Here is an 18,334-nt window from a genome sequence, read left to right on the forward strand (position 1 = left end):
TTACGTACGATAGCTCGCATTGATTTTGACGTATTCATAAGTTAAATCGCAGCCCCACGCCGTACCCTTTCCTTCACCTTCCTGCAAGTGAACCTCGATTTTCACTTCGCTGTTTTCTAAATATGTTTTGGCCAGTTCTTCTGAAAAAGGCTGCGGTTCGTTGTTTTTAAAAAGGCATTGGCCGCCTAGGCGGATTTCCACCTTCTCCGGTGTCACGGCAGCCATGCTGTCCCCGATTGCGACAACGATTCTGCCCCAGTTCGCATCCGTGCCGTAAACCGCGGTTTTTACAAGGTTTGAGCCGACGATTTTTTTGGCGATGATTTGCGCTTCAAGATTGCTTTTCGCGCCGTTCACTTCAACCTCGATCAGCTTTGTCGCCCCTTCCCCGTCTCTCGCGATTTGTTTGGCGAGGTCTGTACAAACAAGCTGCAGGCCTTTTTTGAAAATCGGCCAATCTTCGTGTTCTTCATGGAGGCGCTCATTTCCGGCGCATCCGTTCGCCATAACGAGCACCATATCGTTAGTCGATGTGTCGCCGTCGACCGTTATCTGGTTGAATGAAACGTCCGTAATTTCCCTCAAAGCCCTTTGCAGCGCACTTTCTTCGATGGATGCATCTGTTGTGACAAAGCCGAGCATCGTCGCCATATTCGGGTGGATCATCCCCGACCCTTTTGCCGCTCCGCCGATCGTCACTCTTTGACCGCCGATCATCAGTTCATAGCACGTTTGTTTGATCACCGTGTCTGTCGTTAAGATCGCTTCTTCGAAATCGCCTTCGGCAGGCTCAGTCTCGGCGAGAAGGCTGATGCCTTTTGTAATGCTCTCCATATTGAGGTATTCGCCGATGACGCCGGTTGAGGACACGGCCACCAGTTCCGGCTCGATCCCAAGCATATCAGCGCTTTTACGGCGCATCTCATATGCATCTTTTAAGCCCTGCTCTCCCGTGCATGCGTTGGCATTGGCACTGTTGACGATGACGGCTTGCAAATGCGCGCTTTTTTTGAGACTTTCCTGCGTCACCTTGATCGGCGCAGCCTGAAAGTGGCTTTGCGTATAAACGGCGGCGCTCACCGCCGGTTTTGAGCTGATGATGATTCCAAGATCTTTTTTTGAATAGCGGAGGCCGCAGTGGACCCCTTTTGCCAGATAGCCTTTAGGCGAAGCGACGCTTCCGTCTGTTTTTTTTATGCTGTCTTGACTCACCTGAATCATAAGTTTGTTCTCTCCTGTCTTATGGATAAATAGGCGTAAATTCAAGCCCGGCGGTTTCGCTCCAGCCGTTCATAATGTTGAAGTTTTGAACAGCCTGACCCGCGGCTCCCTTCATCAAGTTATCGATCACTGACACAATTGTCACTCTGTTCGTCCGTTCATCAACGGTAATGCCGATATCGCAAAAATTGCTGCCGTACACCTCTTTAGTCGCAGGGAATGCACCGGGTTCTCTCACCCTGACAAAGTGCGAATCTTTATAAAATTTAGAAAAAATAAGTTGCAGCTGTTCGGCATCCTTGCTGTCTTTCAGCTCTGTGTAGATGGTCGCCATAATGCCCCTTGTCATCGGAACTAAATGCGTGCTGAATGTGATCGGTTTAAATGCGGAGTCCCACTGTTTAACAGTCTGCTCGATTTCAGGCGTATGCTGGTGTTCGTTTACCTTGTATATTTTGAAATTGTCATTGACCTCTGAAAAATGAGTGCCCATCGACGCCTTTCTGCCTGCTCCCGATACCCCTGTTTTCGCATCGATGATGACAAAAGATTCGTTGATGCTGCCGCTTTTGACGAGCGGCGCCAAGCCGAGAAGAACCGCTGTCGGGAAACATCCTGGATTGGCTATGTACTGCGCCGTTTTAATGTCTTCCAGATTCAGCTCAGACAGTCCGTATACCGCTTTTTGAAGCACGTGTTCTGGCGCGGCTTCCCTTTTGTACCACTTTTCATAGACGCTCGGGTTCTGCAGCCTGAGATCGCCGGACAGGTCAATGATCGGTATGTCATATGCATCAAACTGTGGCGTCAGCCGGCTGGATACCCCCGGAGGCGCAGCCATAAATAAAAAATCGATTTCATTCGCAATCTTCTTTACCTCGATTGGTTGCAGGTGTTGATCTGTCAGTTTCATAAGGTGCGGGTATGCGGCATCATAGCGGGCTCCCTCATCGCTCGATGAATACAATATGCATTCATCTGCATAAGGGTGAGACTTCATAATCCTCATAATCTCTGCCCCTCCATAGCCAGTAGAACCTATAATACCTATTTTCAAAACAAGTTCACCTTCTTGGTCTTTGTGAAATTATTTAACATTATAACATGAATAAAAATTAATTCAATTGTATATTTAATATTTTTTCATTCACCTTTCATATTGGTTCTTTCCTCCCGCCGGCGGTCCTTTCGGCGGCTTGGTCGTGCTTCGTTCCCATCTTCCCGGATTCTCCGTTTTTCAAACCTGAGAATGTGCCGACTGGCGTTTTTGCAATAAAAAAAGAACGCCTTATATAAGCGTTCTATTTATAACAGGAGTGGCGATCTGCCAGGATACGCCCGCGTATCTATTTCGGCGGCTCCCTTTTCGAAAAAGAAAGAGCCTGTCAACGAATGAGCAGGCTCTGAAAATGTTTATTGGATGCCAAGTGCGATTTTCGCATATCGCGACATTTTGTCCCGTGTCCAAGGTGGATTCCAGACGATTTGAACATCAACTTCCTTGACTTCTGGAATATCTGCGAGCGCTTTTTTGACTTCATCTACGATGATCGGCGCCAGCGGACAGCCCATTGAAGTTAAAGTCATGGTCACGTCTGTTTTGCCGTTCTCATCCATATCCACGTCATATACAAGGCCGAGATTGACGATATCGACACCCAGTTCAGGGTCAACGACCTGTTCAAGGGCGCCCATGATGTTCTCTTTTAATGCTTCATCCACTCTTCCTCACTCCTTTTTTCATCAGTATAACGCACTTCGTTCATTTTCTAAAACGATAGCACTTAAAGGTGCGCTTCAAACCATTCGACTGTTTTCAAAAGGCCTTCTCTCGATACTTTATGTCCGGCCCGCTCATCTTCGATAAAATGCAGCAGATCAGGCTGAGCTTCATACAGCGGAATCGTCGATTCATAGAAGCGGCGCGCCAAAGCAAACGGAACGGTGCCATCCTGTTTGCCGTGCCAAAATAAAAGCGGCCTCATTTTCAATTTGTCCGGCTGCAGACTCAAGTCAAAACGCTTCAGTTTATTGCGCTGCTGTTCGATTTGTTCTTCTGTGAAAGGAAGTTCAATTTTCTTTTCACGCATAAAAGCGAGCTGTTGATCAAAAAATTCTACATAGGCGGGACTGCCCATTAAACTGACGGCAGTTGTAATCCATTCGTATTGGGTCAAAGCGCCGAGCGTGACAATGCCGCCCATCGAAGTTCCGGCGGCGCCGATACGGCCCTTTTCAATCAGGTTTTCCTGTTCAAAGTGGTTTTTCAGCACTTCGAACTCTTTGATTTCATTCGTGACGATCTCCCAAAACCTCGGGGCGAGCTCTTCCTGAGTGAGCTGTTCATCCCTCTCCCCGTGACAAAGAGCCTCAGGCAGGATCACGCGCATTCCTTTTTCGGCAAGCAGATATGCGAAGTGAAGGTTATGCTCTTTTGCGCTTGTAAAACCATGTATGAAGAAAACAAGAGGAAGAGCTTTCTCTTTTTTCTCCTCTTTTACAATATGCAAAAGAGGAATGTTTGAAATATGTTGCTTCTCGATAATGATCACGACTGTTTCTTCCTCCTTTTAGGATGTCCATCATCATAAGTTTAACATGTAGACAATAAAGAAGGTAAAAAGATACACTATAGGTAAGCCAGAACTTTCAAATTCACAACAAAGGAGCATTTATGGAGACAAAACCATATTTAATTGCATTGGACTTAGACGGTACATTATTAAAAGACGACAAGACCATCTCGGAAAGCTCCAGCGACGTCATCCGCAAGCTGCGGGAAGATGGACATTACGTGTGCATTTCTACGGGAAGACCGTTCCGAGCAAGCTCCGTGTATTATGATCAGCTCCAGCTTGATACGCCGATCGTCAATTTCAACGGGGCGTTTGTCCATCATCCTAAAGATCAAAGCTGGGGACGCTTCCATACATCTCTTGATCTCGAGGTGGTCAAACAGATCATTGAAGTCAGCGAGACATACAACGTACATAATATCCTTGCTGAAATTGTCGATGATGTTTATTTTCATTATCATGACGAAAAACTGATTGATGTCTTTACGATGGGCAGCCCGAATATTACGGTCGGAGATTTAAGGACAAACCTCGGCCAAGATGTGACAAGCGTACTGATCCACGCAAAAGAAGAGGATGTTCCGGCGATCCGCTCCTACCTGTCAGACGTTCACGCAGAGATGGTCGACCATAGAAGATGGGCGGCTCCGTGGCATGTGATCGAACTGATTAAAAGCGGCATCAATAAAGCGGTCGGCTTAGAGAAAATCACGGACCATTACGGGATACCGCCTGAGCGGGTGATTGCCTTCGGCGATGAAGACAACGACCTTGAAATGCTCGAGTTCGCGGGCTGCGGCGTAGCGATGGGCAACGGCATCGAAGGGGTCAAAAGCGTTGCAAACAAGGTTACAAAATCGAACGAAGAAGACGGTATCGCAGTCTTTTTAAAGGATTACTTCGCTTTATAATTTTATAATTTGCCATTCATAAACGGCTTTTCAAAACGGCAATACTATGAGAAGACGGCCGTACCGGACCGTCACTCGTGTTAAGGGGGAATTTCAAGATGGGTAAACGCAGCAAATCAAAACGGTTTATTCAGCAAGGCAAGGATTCGCTTAAACAGCATGCCTCCAGGTTCCCTTATCGCTCCACATTAGAAGAGGCTGAACAAAAGAGCGGCCCGACGGAATGCGGAGGGCTGTAACATGAGAAACGAACTGTTTCAAATGGCCAAAGCAGCCGTTCATGAAGCTGAAGCTTCGACGGATTCAGGTGAAAAGGCGAAAGCTGTTGCAAGAGCCAAAAACGCACTTTCCTCAGCATTTGCCAATTCAACTGATGCCGAACGGCGCCAGCTTCACAATCTTCAGGAGCAGCTAGATCAACTATCATAAACACCCACCGGCTTTTTTCACAGCCGGAAAGGAGTCTGTGCCATCGGCACGGCTCCTTTTTTATGTTTCTAATTTCAAAACATAAAAATTTGACATCGGAAGCAAAAGGAAGTACATTATAAAAGGTGAACATTTTATATTACAAACAAATAAATATTCGTTTTTGGGGGTTTTTATATTGGAAAACGTGTTTGATTACGAGGATATTCAACTAATTCCTGCAAAGTGCATCGTCAAGAGCCGCTCTGAATGTGATCCGTCCGTGCAGTTCGGCGGAAGAACATTTAAACTGCCTGTGGTGCCCGCCAATATGCAGACCATTATAGATGAAAAGCTGGCTGTTTCATTAGCGGAAAACGGTTACTTTTATGTGATGCACCGCTTTGAGCCGGAAACACGGATCGATTTTGTGCAAGACATGAAGGCGCGCGGTTTGTTTTCTTCAATCAGCGTCGGAGTCAAAGATGACGAATACGCGTTTATCGAAGAGCTGGTAAAAGAGAATCTCACGCCTGATTACATCACGATCGATATCGCCCACGGTCACTCGAACGCCGTCATCAATATGATTCAGCACATTAAAAAACATCTTCCGAACAGCTTCGTGATCGCAGGAAATGTCGGAACGCCCGAAGCTGTGAGAGAACTTGAAAACGCCGGCGCCGACGCTACAAAAGTCGGCATCGGTCCCGGAAAAGTCTGCATTACAAAAATCAAAACCGGTTTTGGAACGGGCGGCTGGCAGCTGGCTGCGCTGCGCTGGTGTGCAAAAGCGGCGAGCAAGCCGATCATTGCAGACGGCGGCATCCGCACCCACGGGGACATTGCCAAATCGGTCAGATTCGGGGCGACGATGGTCATGATCGGTTCGCTGTTTGCCGGACACGAAGAATCGCCCGGGGCAACGATCGAAAAAGACGGCAGGCTCTACAAAGAATATTTTGGTTCCGCTTCTGAGTACCAAAAAGGTGAAAAGAAAAATGTCGAAGGCAAAAAAATGTACGTGGAGCATAAAGGCGCGATCATGGATACGCTGACAGAAATGGAACAGGATCTGCAGTCATCCATTTCTTACGCGGGAGGAAACAAGCTCGATGCGATCCGCAACGTAGATTACGTTATCGTTAAAAATTCTATTTTCAATGGGGATCAATATTAACGGTCACAGGGTGGTGTTCAGGCAGCCGCCGTCCCTTCCTGCCTGACAGCATACAAAAAAGGCATCCTTCCCGGGATGCCTTTTTTGACGGCTATTTCACTTCAAATGTTTTGCCGGCCCTCAAAGTTGCAAACTGTTCCGATCTTCCCAAAAATGTCACGTTTACTTCATACGTGCCGGGTTCAGGCACCTCTTTCCATACATCAGTAAAATCGTAAGACTCTTTCGGATTAAGCGTCATCGTCTGGAACGCCTGCGTAAACATTTTTCCTTTCGAATAGCGGTACCTTTCATTCCCTTCTTTGTCGCTGACGATCAGCTCAAATTTCTGTCCGCTGCTGAATTCAAACTCTGCCACGTCATCCGTATGGTTGACAACCGACATCCGAAATTCGATTTCTCCCTGCTTCTGGACGGGTTCAACCGTCAATGTCACACTCCCGTTATCCACTTCCCCTGATACCTCCTTATCGGGGACTTGATCCCCGTTTTGCCCGCATCCACCGACAAACAGCAACATTACAATCATGGAAATCAGCCGCATTCATTCACCCTTTCATTAATCTTTGCGGAAAAACCCTAAAACCTGCGTTGTCTGGACGACGTTTGTGAAAGCATTTGGATCCACTTCATTAATGATTTTTTCCAAGTCGTATAATTCGTACCTTGTGATGACAATGATCATCATTTCTTTCTGTTCATTCGTAAAGGCGCCTTTCGCTGGAACTGTTGTAATGCCGCGGACCATCTTTCCGTAAATCGCTTCTTTGATCTCCTCCGCTTTCTTTGTGACAATCATAACGGTGAGCTTGGCGTGGCGGGTGTGGATGGCATCAATCACCCTGGTTGTCACATATAGTGTAACGAGCGTATATAATGCTTTCTCCCACCCGTTCAATAATCCTGCTGTTAAAATGATCGCACCGTTTAAAATAAAGAAATAGGTACCGACCGGTTTGTCTTTCCACTTCGCCAGGATCATCGCGATAATATCCAAACCGCCCGTTGAAGCCCCGTATTTAAGGGTCAGGCCGATTCCGACCGCAGAGATCACTCCGCCAAAAACGGCATTCAGCAAAATATCGTTTGAAAGGCTTGTTTCCGGCAGCATGCCAAGGAACACCGTTGTCAGCGCAACACTTAAAACACTGTAAACCGTAAAAGAACGCCCGACCTTCAGCCACCCCAAAATGCCGACGGGAATGTTTAAAATAAACAATAGCGTCCCCGTTGAAAAATAAATCGGGCTGTACTGGTCAAGCGCACTCGATAAAAGCTGCGCCACCCCCGTAAAGCCGCTGGCGTAAACATCGGCGGGAATCAGAAACAGATTCAATCCGATGGCATTTAACAAGGCGCCGATGATGACAATGAACAATTTTTTTGCTTCAGCTATGACCATATTTAGTTCCTCCGCTACTTTCGTATATATTTGGTTTACCCTTAAAACAATATTTTGAAAACGTCAATGTGAAAATATATGATATAGTTGACCTAAAAAACGAAGTATACCGAAGGACAGCTTGGCGTCCTTTTCAACCATTTTTTAGAAAGAAGGGGTTCAAATGAACGTTCACCTTTTAGCAGACAGTGCGGCAGATTTGCCGAAATCTTTTTATGATGAACATCACATCTCATTTATTCCGTTAAGGGTGCTGCTTGATGAAAAAGAGTACGATGACCTTCTGACGATTCAGCCTCTGGATGTTTATGAAGCGATGCGCGAAGGCAAAGCGCCGAAAACGTCCCAGCCGTCCATGATGCGGTTCAAAAATGCATTCAGCGAGCTGGCCGGCGAAAACAAACCCGCTCTCTATATCGCCTTTTCTTCAGAGCTTTCCGGAACATACCAGACGGCTGTGATGGCGGCAAACGAAGTCAAGGAAGAGTTCCCTGATTTCGATTTGCGGATCATCGACTCAAAATGCGCTTCATTAGGCTATGGGCTCGCAGTCAAGCACGCCCTTAAACTCGCAACTAACGGCAATACAATACAAGAAATTGAATCGTCTGTAAAGGACTTTTGCGAACATCTTGAACATATTTTTACCGTTGATGACCTGACTTATTTGGCAAGAGGCGGAAGAATCAGCAAAGCATCGGCATTTGTCGGCGGTTTGCTGAATATTAAACCGCTCCTGCATGTTGAAGACGGCAAGCTTGTCCCCTTGGAAAAAATCCGGGGCAAAAAGAAGCTGCTCAAACGGATGATCGAATTGATGAAAGAAAGAAGCGTCGATTTGAGCGGACAGACGGTCGGCATCAGCCACGGAGATGACGAAGAGACGGCCGAAGAGGTCAAACGGATGATCGAAGCCGAATTTCAGCCGGGGGAAATCGTCATCAACATGGTCGGTTCAGCGGTCGGCGCCCATTCCGGACCCGGAACATTGGCGGTCTTTTTTCCGGGGAAAGACAAAAGATAAGGTAAAACAGAGGCCTGCTTGATAAAAGCAGGCCTTCTTCGTCAGCTGTCTTCGGTGACTGTTTCTCCATCAGCGGCAGGTGTAAGCGCTCCACCAAGAAAGCCGGCAGCCGCTGTCGCGACATCAGGACCTCCAGACCCTTCGACCACTTTTTCCATTGTGATCGGACAAATTTTGAACGCACCGCCGAAATTGACGACTCCTCCTGCCGAGACACGTTGAATGTTAACTGAACAGCAATGTTTCATACCAAGTCTCCTTTTTTGAGTCTTATGATATGTGTATGCTGGCGGTACAAGAAGGCATAAACTTCCCGGCAAAAAACATCGCGGCTGGGAGAGTACATAGTTTCGCCGACAGTGTGCAAGCTAAAAGCGACATTTTGACAGGAGGTGCTTCCTCATGAAAGATGATGATAAAAAGCCGGTTGACAATAACGCCGTCAACCAGCAGAAAAACCGGCTCGCCGAAAAGAACAGACAAGCCGGTAAACACCAGGAATCAAAGAAGACTGATCACCTGTAAAAAACCGGCGGCGTCCTCATCGGAACGCCGCCTTATATTTATTTTTTCTCGTATGTCCAGCCCTCTTCCTGATAGATTTTATCCTGTTTCATCAGATGGCCGAGCGCCCTTTTAAATGCTGCTTTGCTCATGTTGAAGCGCTCTTTGATATCCTCCGGGTCGCTTTTATCCCAAAACGGCATCGCGCCGTTTCTCGTTCTCATATAAGTCAAAATTTGTTCTGCATCAACCGACAAGGCATCCTGCTTTCTTGGCAGAAGCGACAGATTAACAGAACCGTCTTCTTTTACTTTGATCACCCTTGCGGTCAGCTTTTCGCCGAGCCTCGGCTCTTCCTTTCGCTCAGAAGAATGGATAAAGCCTCTGATGCCGGTTTCGGAAATCATAAAAGAGCCTGATGCGATCAAGCGGTAGATCGTCCCGGTGAGCTCTTTATTCATCAAACCGGGTGAAGCTTCAGTAAACAGCTCGCTGATCTTATCCTCCGGCGCCGGTTTGGCAAACATCCTTCCGTGCCCCGTGATTTTCAGCATACAGTACAGCCTGTCCCCTTTTTGCGGCCATACTGATTCATACGGCGGGAGATGCTCTGTCGCAACGAGGGCGTCCTTGGAGAGCCCGACATCGACGAAAACCCCCATGCCGCTGACGGCATCAACGACTTCCACCCAGCCGTACTGTTCAGCGCTGATGATCGGCTTTCTCATCGTAGCTGCCAGGCGATCTTCATGATCGACATATAAAAAGACATCGACCTCCTCTCTGTCTTCAATATCCTCGGTGATCTCGCTCTGATGCAGAAGGACCGCCGTTTCGCCGTCCGTCAAAAAGTAACCGTAATCGGCTTTATGATCTATTTTCAATGTTAGCTGCTGTCCTGGTTTCATACTGTTTCTTCCTTTCTTATCCGCCTGTTTTTCTTTTTCTTATTATTCCTCCAATGTTCAAATTATTGCCGGATCGCGGCCAGACAAACCGCTCGATATTGGAAGTTTCACCTTATTCTACTATAATTGACTCATAAGTAAAATGGATGGAGGTTTTTCACATGGCGAAAGAAAGCTCATTTGATATCGTCTCAAAGGTTGAACTGCCTGAAGTTCAAAACGCAATCCAGACCGCTCTTAAGGAAATCGGCACACGCTATGATTTCAAAGGGTCAAAAAGCAGCATCACACTCGAAGGAGACGAGCTCGTTCTTGTATCGGACGACGAATTTAAAATGAACCAGCTGAAAGACGTGCTTGTCGGCAAACTGATCAAGCGGAACGTCCCGACGAAAAACATCGAATACTCAAAGCTTGAGAACGCTTCGGGCGGTACGGTCAGACAGCGCGGAAAACTAGTTCAGGGCATCGACAAAGAAAACGCAAAAAAAATCAATAACCTGATAAAAAAATCGGGTCTGAAAGTTAAATCGCAAGTGCAGGACGATCAAGTCCGCGTAACCGGAAAAAATAAAGACGACCTTCAGCAAATCATTGCGATGGTGAGAGAAGCCGACCTGCCGATTGATGTTCAATTTATAAATTTTCGATAAATTCTTAATTTACTGTTGATTATTCCTCCGATTTTCGGTAAATTGAGTAAAAGTAATCAATAGAAACTGAATAGCTGTTCTTATCAAGAGAGGCAGAGGGACTGGCCCGATGAAGCCTCAGCAACCGGTGAATGAATATTCATGACCAAGGTGCTAAATCCAGCAAGCAGTCTGCTTGGAAGATAAGAAGACGGACAAATGTCGATGAAAAGTCTTCTGCTTCACAGAAGACTTTTTTGTTTATCAAAAATGCTTAAGGGGGAAAACGATGGGTTTTTTGGAGGATATAAAAAGCAAAACGTTAATTGCGGACGGCGCAATGGGCACACTTCTGTATTCCTACGGGATCGACAGGTGTTTTGAGGAACTGAACATCTCCAAGCCCGAAGAAGTGAGACGCGTCCACGAAGCGTATGTACAGGCCGGCGCCGATATCATTCAAACGAATACGTACGGCGCAAACTTCATCAAGCTGTCCAGATACGGACTCGAAGACGAAACAAAACAAATCAACGAAAAAGCGGTCCGTCTCGCCCGCTCCGCCGCCGGTTCTGCTTATGTTCTCGGTACGCTCGGCGGAATCCGGACGTTCAACAAAAACTCGTATTCTCTCGAGGACATTAAAAGAAGCTTCCGCGAACAGCTCTATCTTCTGTTAAATGAGCAGCCGGATGGACTTCTGCTCGAAACCTATTACGATTTAGAAGAAGCGCGCGAAGTTTTAAAGATTGCCAGAAAGGAAACCGAGCTGCCGGTCATTTTGAATGTCTCAATGCACGAAGAAGGCGTTCTTCAGGACGGGACCCCGCTTGCGAACGGCCTGAAGCAGCTGGCATCCCTCGGCGCAGACGTCGTTGGCATCAACTGCCGCCTCGGCCCTTATCATATGATCAGAGCGCTTGAAGAAGTCCCGCTTTTAGAAGACGCCTATCTTTCCGTCTATCCGAACAGCAGCCTCCCGTCCCTTGTCGAAGGCAGGCTTGTTTATGAGACGGATGATGAATATTTCAGGGAAAGCGCGGAGGAATTCCGCAATCAAGGCGCACGGATCATCGGCGGCTGCTGCGGAACGACGCCGAACCACATCAGGGCGATGGCTGAGGCGGTCAAAGGGCTTCCTCCAGTCACCGAAAAGCGCGTGAAAATTAGAAAGAAAGCGGCGCTTGCCGTTCAAAATGAAAGGACAGAGCCCGTTCTTGACGATCTGGCCAAGCAGAAACGGTCCATTATCGTCGAGCTCGATCCTCCAAAACAATTAAACTTTGATAAATTTTTGCACGCCGCTGAGGAACTTCAATCAGCCGGAATCGATGCACTGACATTGGCGGACAACTCGCTTGCCACACCGAGGATCAGCAATGTCGCCTGCGGCGCGCTCTTAAAACAGCGCCTCGATATGAGGTCGCTGATCCATATCACATGCAGAGACCGCAACCTGATCGGCCTGCAGTCCCATCTAATGGGGCTCGATACACTCGGGCTGTCAGACGTGCTGGCGATTACCGGCGATCCGTCGAAAATCGGCGACTTTCCGGGAGCGACTTCCGTCTATGACCTGACATCGTTCGATTTGATTAGCCTGATCAAACAGTTTAACGAAGGCTTGTCATATTCGGGTAAACCGCTCGGCAAGAAAACAAATTTCTCAGTGGCGGCCGCCTTCAATCCGAATGTCAGACACATTGACAAAGCGGTGAAACGGCTTGAGAAAAAAATCGCCTGCGGCGCAGACTATTTCATTTCCCAGCCTGTCTATTCAGAGGAGCAGCTCATCAAAATCCACGAGGAAACAAAGCATCTTGAAACACCGATCTATATCGGCGTCATGCCGCTGACCAGCAGCCGCAACGCGGAATTCATCCACAACGAAATCCCCGGTATCAAGCTGTCCGATTCAATCCGCGAAAAGATGGCGCTGGCTGGAAATGACAAACAAAAACAGGCCGAGGAAGGGCTCGCGATCGCCCGCTCCCTGCTTGATGCGGCGTGCGACCTGTTCAACGGCATTTATCTGATCACACCGTTTTTGCGGTCTGATTTAACCGTCGAGCTGACGGCATATATCCACCAGAAAGAAAAGGAGAAAACAAATGTCTAACATCAATGACCAGCTGAAGAAAAAAATCCTCGTCCTTGACGGTGCGATGGGAACGATGATCCAGAATGCCGGTTTGTCCGCCGCTGACTTCGGCGGCGAGGCCTATGAAGGGTGCAATGAATTTCTAAGCATCACGGCACCCCATATCATTCAGAGCATCCACGAAGCCTATCTGGCCGCTAAAGCCGATATCATCGAAACCAATACATTCGGAGCCACCCGGCTTGTTCTGGACGAGTACGACCTCGGGCAGCGCGCCTATGAAGTCAACCTCGCTTCAGTCAAACTCGCCAAAGCGGCTGCCGAAAAGTTTTCAACACCTGAATGGCCAAGGTTTGTCGCCGGCGCGATGGGTCCGACGACAAAAACCCTTTCCGTCACCGGCGGCACGACCTTTGACGAGCTGATCGATAACTATGAGGAACAGGCAAGAGCGCTGATCACAGGGGGAGCCGACCTCTTGCTGCTCGAAACGAGCCAGGATATGCTGAACGTTAAAGCGGGCTTTATCGGCATCAGACAAGCCTTTGAAAAAACCGAAAAAACCCTTCCCCTCATGGTATCAGGCACGATCGAACCGATGGGCACGACACTGGCCGGCCAGGATATCGAATCGTTCTATATCTCACTCGAGCATATGAAGCCGGTCAGCGTCGGTTTAAATTGCGCGACGGGCCCGGAATTTATGACAGATCACATCAGAACCCTTTCTTCCCTTGCGAGGACGGCCGTCAGCTGCTATCCGAATGCCGGCCTCCCCGATGAGGAGGGACAATACCATGAATCACCGCAATCGCTGGCGAAAAAAATCAAGGCGTTTGCAGAAGAAGGCTGGCTGAACATTGTCGGCGGCTGCTGCGGAACGACGCCCGCCCATATTGAAGCTTTGGCCGATGAAGTAGCCTCGCTGCCGCCGAGGACGGTCCCTTCGGAAAAAAAGCCGCACACCGTCTCAGGGATCGACGGACTAATTTATGAAGAAACGATGCGTCCCCTTTTTGTCGGGGAGCGGACAAATGTCATCGGATCGAGAAAATTCAAGCGGCTGATCGCCGAACAGAAATTTGAGGAAGCATCCGAAATCGCGAGAGCCCAAGTGAAAAACGGCGCCCATGTCATCGACATCTGCCTTGCAGACCCGGACCGCGATGAAGCGGAAGATATGGAAGGCTTCTTAAAAGAAGCGATGAAAAAAGTAAAAGCCCCGTTTGTCATCGACTCGACGGACAAAACGGTGATCGAAAAGGCGCTGAAATACTCACAGGGAAAAGCGATCATCAATTCGATCAACCTTGAAGACGGCGAAGAACGGTTCGCTGACATCCTTCCGCTCGTCAAACGGTTCGGAGGCGCACTCGTCGTCGGCACGATCGATGAAGAGGGAATGGCGGTCACCGCGGAAAAGAAGCTGGCCGTCGCCGTCAGGTCGCATCAGCTTCTCACCGAAAAGTACGGAATACCGGCCAGCGATATCATCTTCGATCCGCTCGTCTTCCCGGTCGGAACAGGTGATGAACAATACATCGGCTCAGCTAAAGAAACGATTGAAGGCATCCGCCTCATCAAAGAGCGGCTCCCTGAATGTTTAACGATTCTCGGCGTCAGCAATGTCTCATTCGGTCTTCCGCCAGTCGGCCGGGAAATCTTAAATGCTGTATTCTTGTACCACGCAACACAGGCCGGGCTCGATTACGCGATCGTCAATACGGAAAAGCTTGAGCGGTTCGCTTCTATTCCTAAAGAAGAAGTCGAAATGGCTGAAAAACTTCTGTTTCACACTGATGACAAAACGCTCGCATCCTTCACTGACTTCTACCGCGGAAAGAAAAAAGCGGACAAACAGCCGAAAACATCTCTTTCCCTGGAAGAGCGCTTGGCTGAGTACGTCATCGAGGGTACGAAAGAAGGCTTGATTCCCGATCTCGAACAAGCGTTGAAAAAATTCGCCGCCCCGCTCGACGTGATCAACGGTCCGCTCATGGACGGCATGGCGGAGGTCGGACGGCTGTTTAACAACAATGAGCTGATCGTCGCTGAAGTGCTCCAGTCGGCAGAAGTCATGAAAGCTGCCGTTTCCTTTCTCGAACAGTATATGGAAAAGAAAGACGACAGCGGCAAAGGAAAGATCATTTTGGCAACCGTTAAAGGCGATGTCCATGATATCGGCAAAAACTTAGTCGACATCATTTTAAGCAACAACGGCTACAAGGTTGTCGATCTTGGGATTAAAGTGACACCACAGGAATTAATCGAAGCGGTCCGTAAAGAGAATCCCGATATCATCGGTCTGTCCGGCCTGCTCGTCAAATCGGCGCAGCAAATGGTCGTTACAGCGCAAGATCTCGACAAAGCGGATATTTCCATCCCGATTATGGTCGGCGGAGCCGCGCTTTCAAGAAAGTTCACGAACATGAAAATTTCGCCTGAATATAAAGGGCCGGTTTTATACGCGAAGGACGCCATGGACGGCTTATCGCTCGCCAATCAGCTGCGGACGGACCCGTCGCAGTTTCTCGAGAAAAAAGAAGCCGCTGCACCCGCCGCCGTCGCGGAAAAAAAGCAGACGAAAGCCGTGATTGAAATGCTTGAAAAACGGGCGCACGTTCCGCAGGCGCCGGTCTTTCAGCCGGAAGACTTGAAGCGGCACTATTTGAAAAACATCGATCTTTCTTATATCGTGCCGTATGTCAATGAACAAATGCTGCTCGGCCATCACCTCGGCTTGAAAGGAAAAGTGAAAAAACTCCTGGCTGAACAGCATCCGAAAGCACTGGAGCTGAAAGAGCTGATTGACGAGTTGCTGAGAGACGGGAAAGAGCACGGCTGGTTCGATCCCGCGGTCGTCTATCAGTTTTTCCCTGCGTACAGCGACGGGGATTCGCTCCATATTTTAGACCCCGGGAACAAAGACAGCATCCTTGAAACGTTTGTTTTTCCTAGGCAGGGAAAGCTTCCGTACCGCTGTATTTCCGATTATGTCCGACCGAAAGGAGAGCTTGATTATGTCTCGTTCTTTGCCGTGACAGCGGGCAGACATGTAAGAGCAGCCGCCAACCGCTTTAAGGAAGAAGGCGACTACTTGAAAAGCCATGCGGTACAAGCGCTCGCTCTTGAGCTGGTCGAAGGAATCGCCGAACGGACGCACCAGGTTATCCGCGACCGCTGGGGCTTCCCTGATGCACCAGACTTCACGATGGAACAGCGTTTTCAGGCGAAATACCAAGGACAGCGCTATTCCTTCGGATACCCGGCCTGTCCGAATCTCGAAGATCAGGAAAAACTCTTCAGACTCATCCAGCCCGAAGGAATCGGCGTTCATTTAACAGACGGCTTTATGATGGAGCCCGAAGCTTCCGTATCAGCGATCGTTGTCTCCCATCCGGAAGCGAGATATTTCAATGTTCATTAACCCGAAGACCCTGCCTGCCGTTTGCGGCCTGCAGGGTCTTCTTGTATGTTCGTAACATATGCCGCGAATATTTCAGGATTTATAATGAGCAACAATGGATTCAGCCATGTTGAGTATCTTCCCGTGCAGTTCTTTAGGTTCAATGATCCTTATATGCTCTGCGAATCCGAGTATATACCTTTTCGCTTCTTCTTCCGTATCAAAAGATAATGTAACGGGTATCCATCCCTCCTGATCGACCTCATTTGTTTCGATGATCCGCACAAAATAATTGGTAAACGACAGCCTCGGCAAGATGGCCTGCGCCGCCTTCACCCGCACTTCATACGTCGGCAGCCTTTCGATAAATTCCTTTGTTGAAGACTGCCATACGTGAGCAATATCAAAGTTTTCGGGCCTTTCAAATGTTTCGCGAACAGGAATGGCAGATTGAATGCGTGAAGCCCTGTAATTTCGAATCTCCCCATTTTCTTTAGATGCAATCAGATACCAGTTTGACCCTTTAGCTACCAGTCCAAGCGGTGCTACAATTCGATCAGCCGTTTGTCCATCCGCCCGCTGATAAACGATTTTTAATTTTTGATCTTTCCATATGGCGTCTTTCAGCACTTCAAAGGATGCTGCTTTTTCTTTCTTATGGCGCCATGCACGGGTATCAATATATATTCGGTTCCATACGTCTTTCGCGTTTTGACGATATACCGAAGGCAGCGAGGCTATCAGTTTATTTCGGGCTTCTTCGGATATGCGGGTTAATCCGAGATCGTCCAGCAATTGTTCAGAAAGCGGGACAAATAATGCGCGTATTTCCGATTCTTTTAAACCGGTTAAAGTGGTTTGGTAATCATCAAGCAATGACCAGCCTCCGTTTATCCCGCGTTCAGCCACAACGGGAATCCCCGCTCCGCTTAACGCTTCCATATCCCTGTAAATCGTCCGCTCCGAGACTTCCAGCCTTTCCGCTAATTCTTTCGCCGTCATTTGTCCCTGTGCCTGAAGCATTAAAAGAATAGATATCAGTCGATCTCCTCTCATATGACCACCTTTTTTATCAATGGATGAACTTATTTAATAAAATATGACAATGGTTGTCAAGATTCAGCTTTTATAATGAGCATATCTTTTATGATGAAAGGAATGGGATGAATGAAACCGCTGAAAGGAAAAACCGCTCTCGTAACAGGCGGAAGCAGAGGCGCCGGCCGCGCCATCGCTGTCGAACTTGGAAAAGCCGGTGCAACCGTGTATATTACAGGGCGCAGCATCAGGGGGGCTTCCACGAATCAATGGCCCGGTACAATTGATGACACCGTGTCACAAATTGAAGCTTCCGGCGGAAAGGGTATTGCTGTAAGATGTGATCATACGAACGATTCAGAAACAGAGGCTGTCATCGCTAAAATTCGCGAAGAACAAGGAAAACTGGATATCTTGATCAACAATGTATGGGGTGCGCACGATCTGGGTGTCGAGGCAAAGCCTTTTTGGGAATTGTCATTAAAAAATTGGGATACGATGTTCACCGCAGGGGTGCGTGCCCAGCTGGCGACGAACCACTTCGCCGTGCCGCTCCTTCGCGAAAATAAACAAGCTCTTATCATTCATACGACCTTTTGGGATGAGAACAAATACACCGGACAGTTTTATTACGATTTAGCCAAGAACGCAATCGTCCGCATGGCGTACGGTCTCTCATTGGAATTAAAACGGGACAACATTGCCGTTCTTGCCGTTTCGCCGGGATTTATGAGAACCGAACTTGTGCTGAAGCACCATGAATCAGATGAGGCGCATTGGCAGGAGTCAGAAGATTTAAGGAAAACCGAAACGCCTTATTATGTCGGACGCGGAATCACAGCATTGGCCAAAGATCCGGATGTGATGGAGAAAAGCGGACGTGCGTTAAGAGTTGGTGATTTAGCCAAAGAATATCAGTTTACAGATGTGGATGGACGATATATTCCGCCATTTACGATATAGGGATTAGGGATCGCCTCCCGGGGGAAATGATTCTTTAAAGGCAGATCAGATGAAGGTGTT

18 protein-coding genes, 1 pseudogene and 1 riboswitch are annotated in these 18,334 nt (G+C 48.2%); of the genes and pseudogenes, 10 read left to right on the top strand and 9 right to left on the bottom strand.

Features of this window, described 5'->3' with window-relative positions:
- The 4 genes from argJ to ACVC9U_RS12980 all read right to left on the bottom strand — a co-directional run bounded on the left by argJ (window position 1) and on the right by ACVC9U_RS12980 (window position 3,773).
- Window positions 1-1,221 carry a bifunctional ornithine acetyltransferase/N-acetylglutamate synthase gene (gene argJ / locus ACVC9U_RS12965; protein ID WP_441391140.1) on the bottom strand — a complete coding sequence of 407 codons (1,221 nt, stop codon included), beginning with the start codon at window positions 1,219-1,221 and terminating at the stop codon, window positions 1-3.
- A 19-nt stretch (window positions 1,222-1,240) separates the two neighbouring features.
- Complete coding sequence (gene argC, locus ACVC9U_RS12970) at window positions 1,241-2,278, bottom strand: N-acetyl-gamma-glutamyl-phosphate reductase (protein ID WP_441391142.1); 1,038 nt, start codon at window positions 2,276-2,278, stop codon at window positions 1,241-1,243.
- A gap of 356 nt (window positions 2,279-2,634) precedes the next feature.
- On the bottom strand, window positions 2,635-2,943 hold the full coding sequence (locus tag ACVC9U_RS12975) for a metal-sulfur cluster assembly factor (protein WP_075754968.1): 309 nt from the start codon (window positions 2,941-2,943) through the stop codon (window positions 2,635-2,637).
- Between the two features lie 62 nt (window positions 2,944-3,005).
- Entirely contained in the window at window positions 3,006-3,773 is a 768-nt protein-coding gene (locus tag ACVC9U_RS12980; protein WP_441391144.1) for a prolyl oligopeptidase family serine peptidase, read from the bottom strand.
- Between the two features lie 122 nt (window positions 3,774-3,895).
- Here ACVC9U_RS12980 and ACVC9U_RS12985 point away from each other — a divergent pair, with 122 nt between their 5' ends.
- The 4 genes from ACVC9U_RS12985 (at window position 3,896) to guaC (ending at window position 6,296) form a co-directional block, all read left to right on the top strand.
- Window positions 3,896-4,708 (top strand): Cof-type HAD-IIB family hydrolase, encoded by an 813-nt coding sequence (locus ACVC9U_RS12985; RefSeq protein ID WP_441391146.1) that lies wholly within the window; start codon window positions 3,896-3,898, stop codon window positions 4,706-4,708.
- A gap of 98 nt (window positions 4,709-4,806) precedes the next feature.
- Complete coding sequence (locus tag ACVC9U_RS12990; protein WP_165426648.1) at window positions 4,807-4,947, top strand: hypothetical protein; 141 nt, start codon at window positions 4,807-4,809, stop codon at window positions 4,945-4,947.
- Between the two features lies 1 nt (window position 4,948).
- Entirely contained in the window at window positions 4,949-5,137 is a 189-nt protein-coding gene (locus ACVC9U_RS12995) for a DUF3813 domain-containing protein (RefSeq protein ID WP_075754966.1), read from the top strand.
- A gap of 178 nt (window positions 5,138-5,315) precedes the next feature.
- Window positions 5,316-6,296, top strand: a complete 981-nt coding sequence (gene guaC / locus ACVC9U_RS13000; protein WP_441391149.1) for a GMP reductase — start codon at window positions 5,316-5,318, stop codon at window positions 6,294-6,296.
- Between the two features lie 91 nt (window positions 6,297-6,387).
- Here guaC and ACVC9U_RS13005 read toward each other — a convergent pair whose 3' ends face one another.
- Both ACVC9U_RS13005 and ACVC9U_RS13010 read right to left on the bottom strand, forming a co-directional pair.
- The gene (locus ACVC9U_RS13005; protein WP_075754962.1) at window positions 6,388-6,840 is read right to left on the bottom strand and encodes a BsuPI-related putative proteinase inhibitor; all 453 of its coding nucleotides are present in this window, start codon (window positions 6,838-6,840) and stop codon (window positions 6,388-6,390) included.
- 15 nt (window positions 6,841-6,855) lie between these two features.
- Entirely contained in the window at window positions 6,856-7,698 is an 843-nt protein-coding gene (locus ACVC9U_RS13010; protein WP_154495632.1) for a YitT family protein, read from the bottom strand.
- Between the two features lie 163 nt (window positions 7,699-7,861).
- On the opposite strand from ACVC9U_RS13010, the gene ACVC9U_RS13015 reads away from it, so the two are divergent.
- The gene (locus ACVC9U_RS13015; protein WP_075754958.1) at window positions 7,862-8,722 is read left to right on the top strand and encodes a DegV family protein; all 861 of its coding nucleotides are present in this window, start codon (window positions 7,862-7,864) and stop codon (window positions 8,720-8,722) included.
- 41 nt (window positions 8,723-8,763) lie between these two features.
- On the opposite strand, the gene ACVC9U_RS13020 is transcribed toward ACVC9U_RS13015, so the two are convergent.
- Window positions 8,764-8,970 (bottom strand): spore germination protein, encoded by a 207-nt coding sequence (locus ACVC9U_RS13020; protein ID WP_075754956.1) that lies wholly within the window; start codon window positions 8,968-8,970, stop codon window positions 8,764-8,766.
- 154 nt (window positions 8,971-9,124) lie between these two features.
- Here ACVC9U_RS13020 and ACVC9U_RS13025 point away from each other — a divergent pair, with 154 nt between their 5' ends.
- Window positions 9,125-9,247, top strand: coding sequence for a DUF3941 domain-containing protein (locus tag ACVC9U_RS13025; RefSeq protein ID WP_075754954.1), 123 nt, complete (start codon window positions 9,125-9,127; stop codon window positions 9,245-9,247).
- Window positions 9,248-9,285: 38 nt separating this feature from the next.
- Here the strand turns inward: ACVC9U_RS13025 and ACVC9U_RS13030 are convergent.
- A pseudogene (locus tag ACVC9U_RS13030) lies at window positions 9,286-10,154 on the bottom strand (CvfB family protein).
- A gap of 141 nt (window positions 10,155-10,295) precedes the next feature.
- On the opposite strand from ACVC9U_RS13030, the gene ACVC9U_RS13035 reads away from it, so the two are divergent.
- From ACVC9U_RS13035 to metH, 3 genes are all read left to right on the top strand, one after another.
- Window positions 10,296-10,787 (top strand): YajQ family cyclic di-GMP-binding protein, encoded by a 492-nt coding sequence (locus tag ACVC9U_RS13035; RefSeq protein WP_003180528.1) that lies wholly within the window; start codon window positions 10,296-10,298, stop codon window positions 10,785-10,787.
- A 77-nt stretch (window positions 10,788-10,864) separates the two neighbouring features.
- Window positions 10,865-10,976, top strand: a riboswitch (SAM riboswitch).
- Window positions 10,977-11,055: 79 nt separating this feature from the next.
- The gene (locus ACVC9U_RS13040; protein WP_075754950.1) at window positions 11,056-12,885 is read left to right on the top strand and encodes a bifunctional homocysteine S-methyltransferase/methylenetetrahydrofolate reductase; all 1,830 of its coding nucleotides are present in this window, start codon (window positions 11,056-11,058) and stop codon (window positions 12,883-12,885) included.
- Window positions 12,878-16,294: a methionine synthase gene (gene metH, locus ACVC9U_RS13045; RefSeq protein WP_441391151.1), complete on the top strand. Its 3,417-nt coding sequence runs from the start codon at window positions 12,878-12,880 to the stop codon at window positions 16,292-16,294. The genes ACVC9U_RS13040 and metH overlap by 8 nt, the downstream gene beginning before the upstream one ends.
- 72 nt (window positions 16,295-16,366) lie before the next feature.
- Here metH and ACVC9U_RS13050 read toward each other — a convergent pair whose 3' ends face one another.
- Window positions 16,367-17,329 carry a helix-turn-helix transcriptional regulator gene (locus tag ACVC9U_RS13050; RefSeq protein WP_075754948.1) on the bottom strand — a complete coding sequence of 321 codons (963 nt, stop codon included), beginning with the start codon at window positions 17,327-17,329 and terminating at the stop codon, window positions 16,367-16,369.
- 111 nt (window positions 17,330-17,440) lie between these two features.
- Here ACVC9U_RS13050 and ACVC9U_RS13055 point away from each other — a divergent pair, with 111 nt between their 5' ends.
- The gene (locus tag ACVC9U_RS13055) at window positions 17,441-18,274 is read left to right on the top strand and encodes a dehydrogenase/reductase SDR family member 1 (RefSeq protein WP_075754946.1); all 834 of its coding nucleotides are present in this window, start codon (window positions 17,441-17,443) and stop codon (window positions 18,272-18,274) included.
- The last annotated feature ends 60 nt before the right edge of the window (window positions 18,275-18,334 follow it).

The sequence above is a fragment of the Bacillus sp. GM2 genome, from assembly GCF_056155945.1.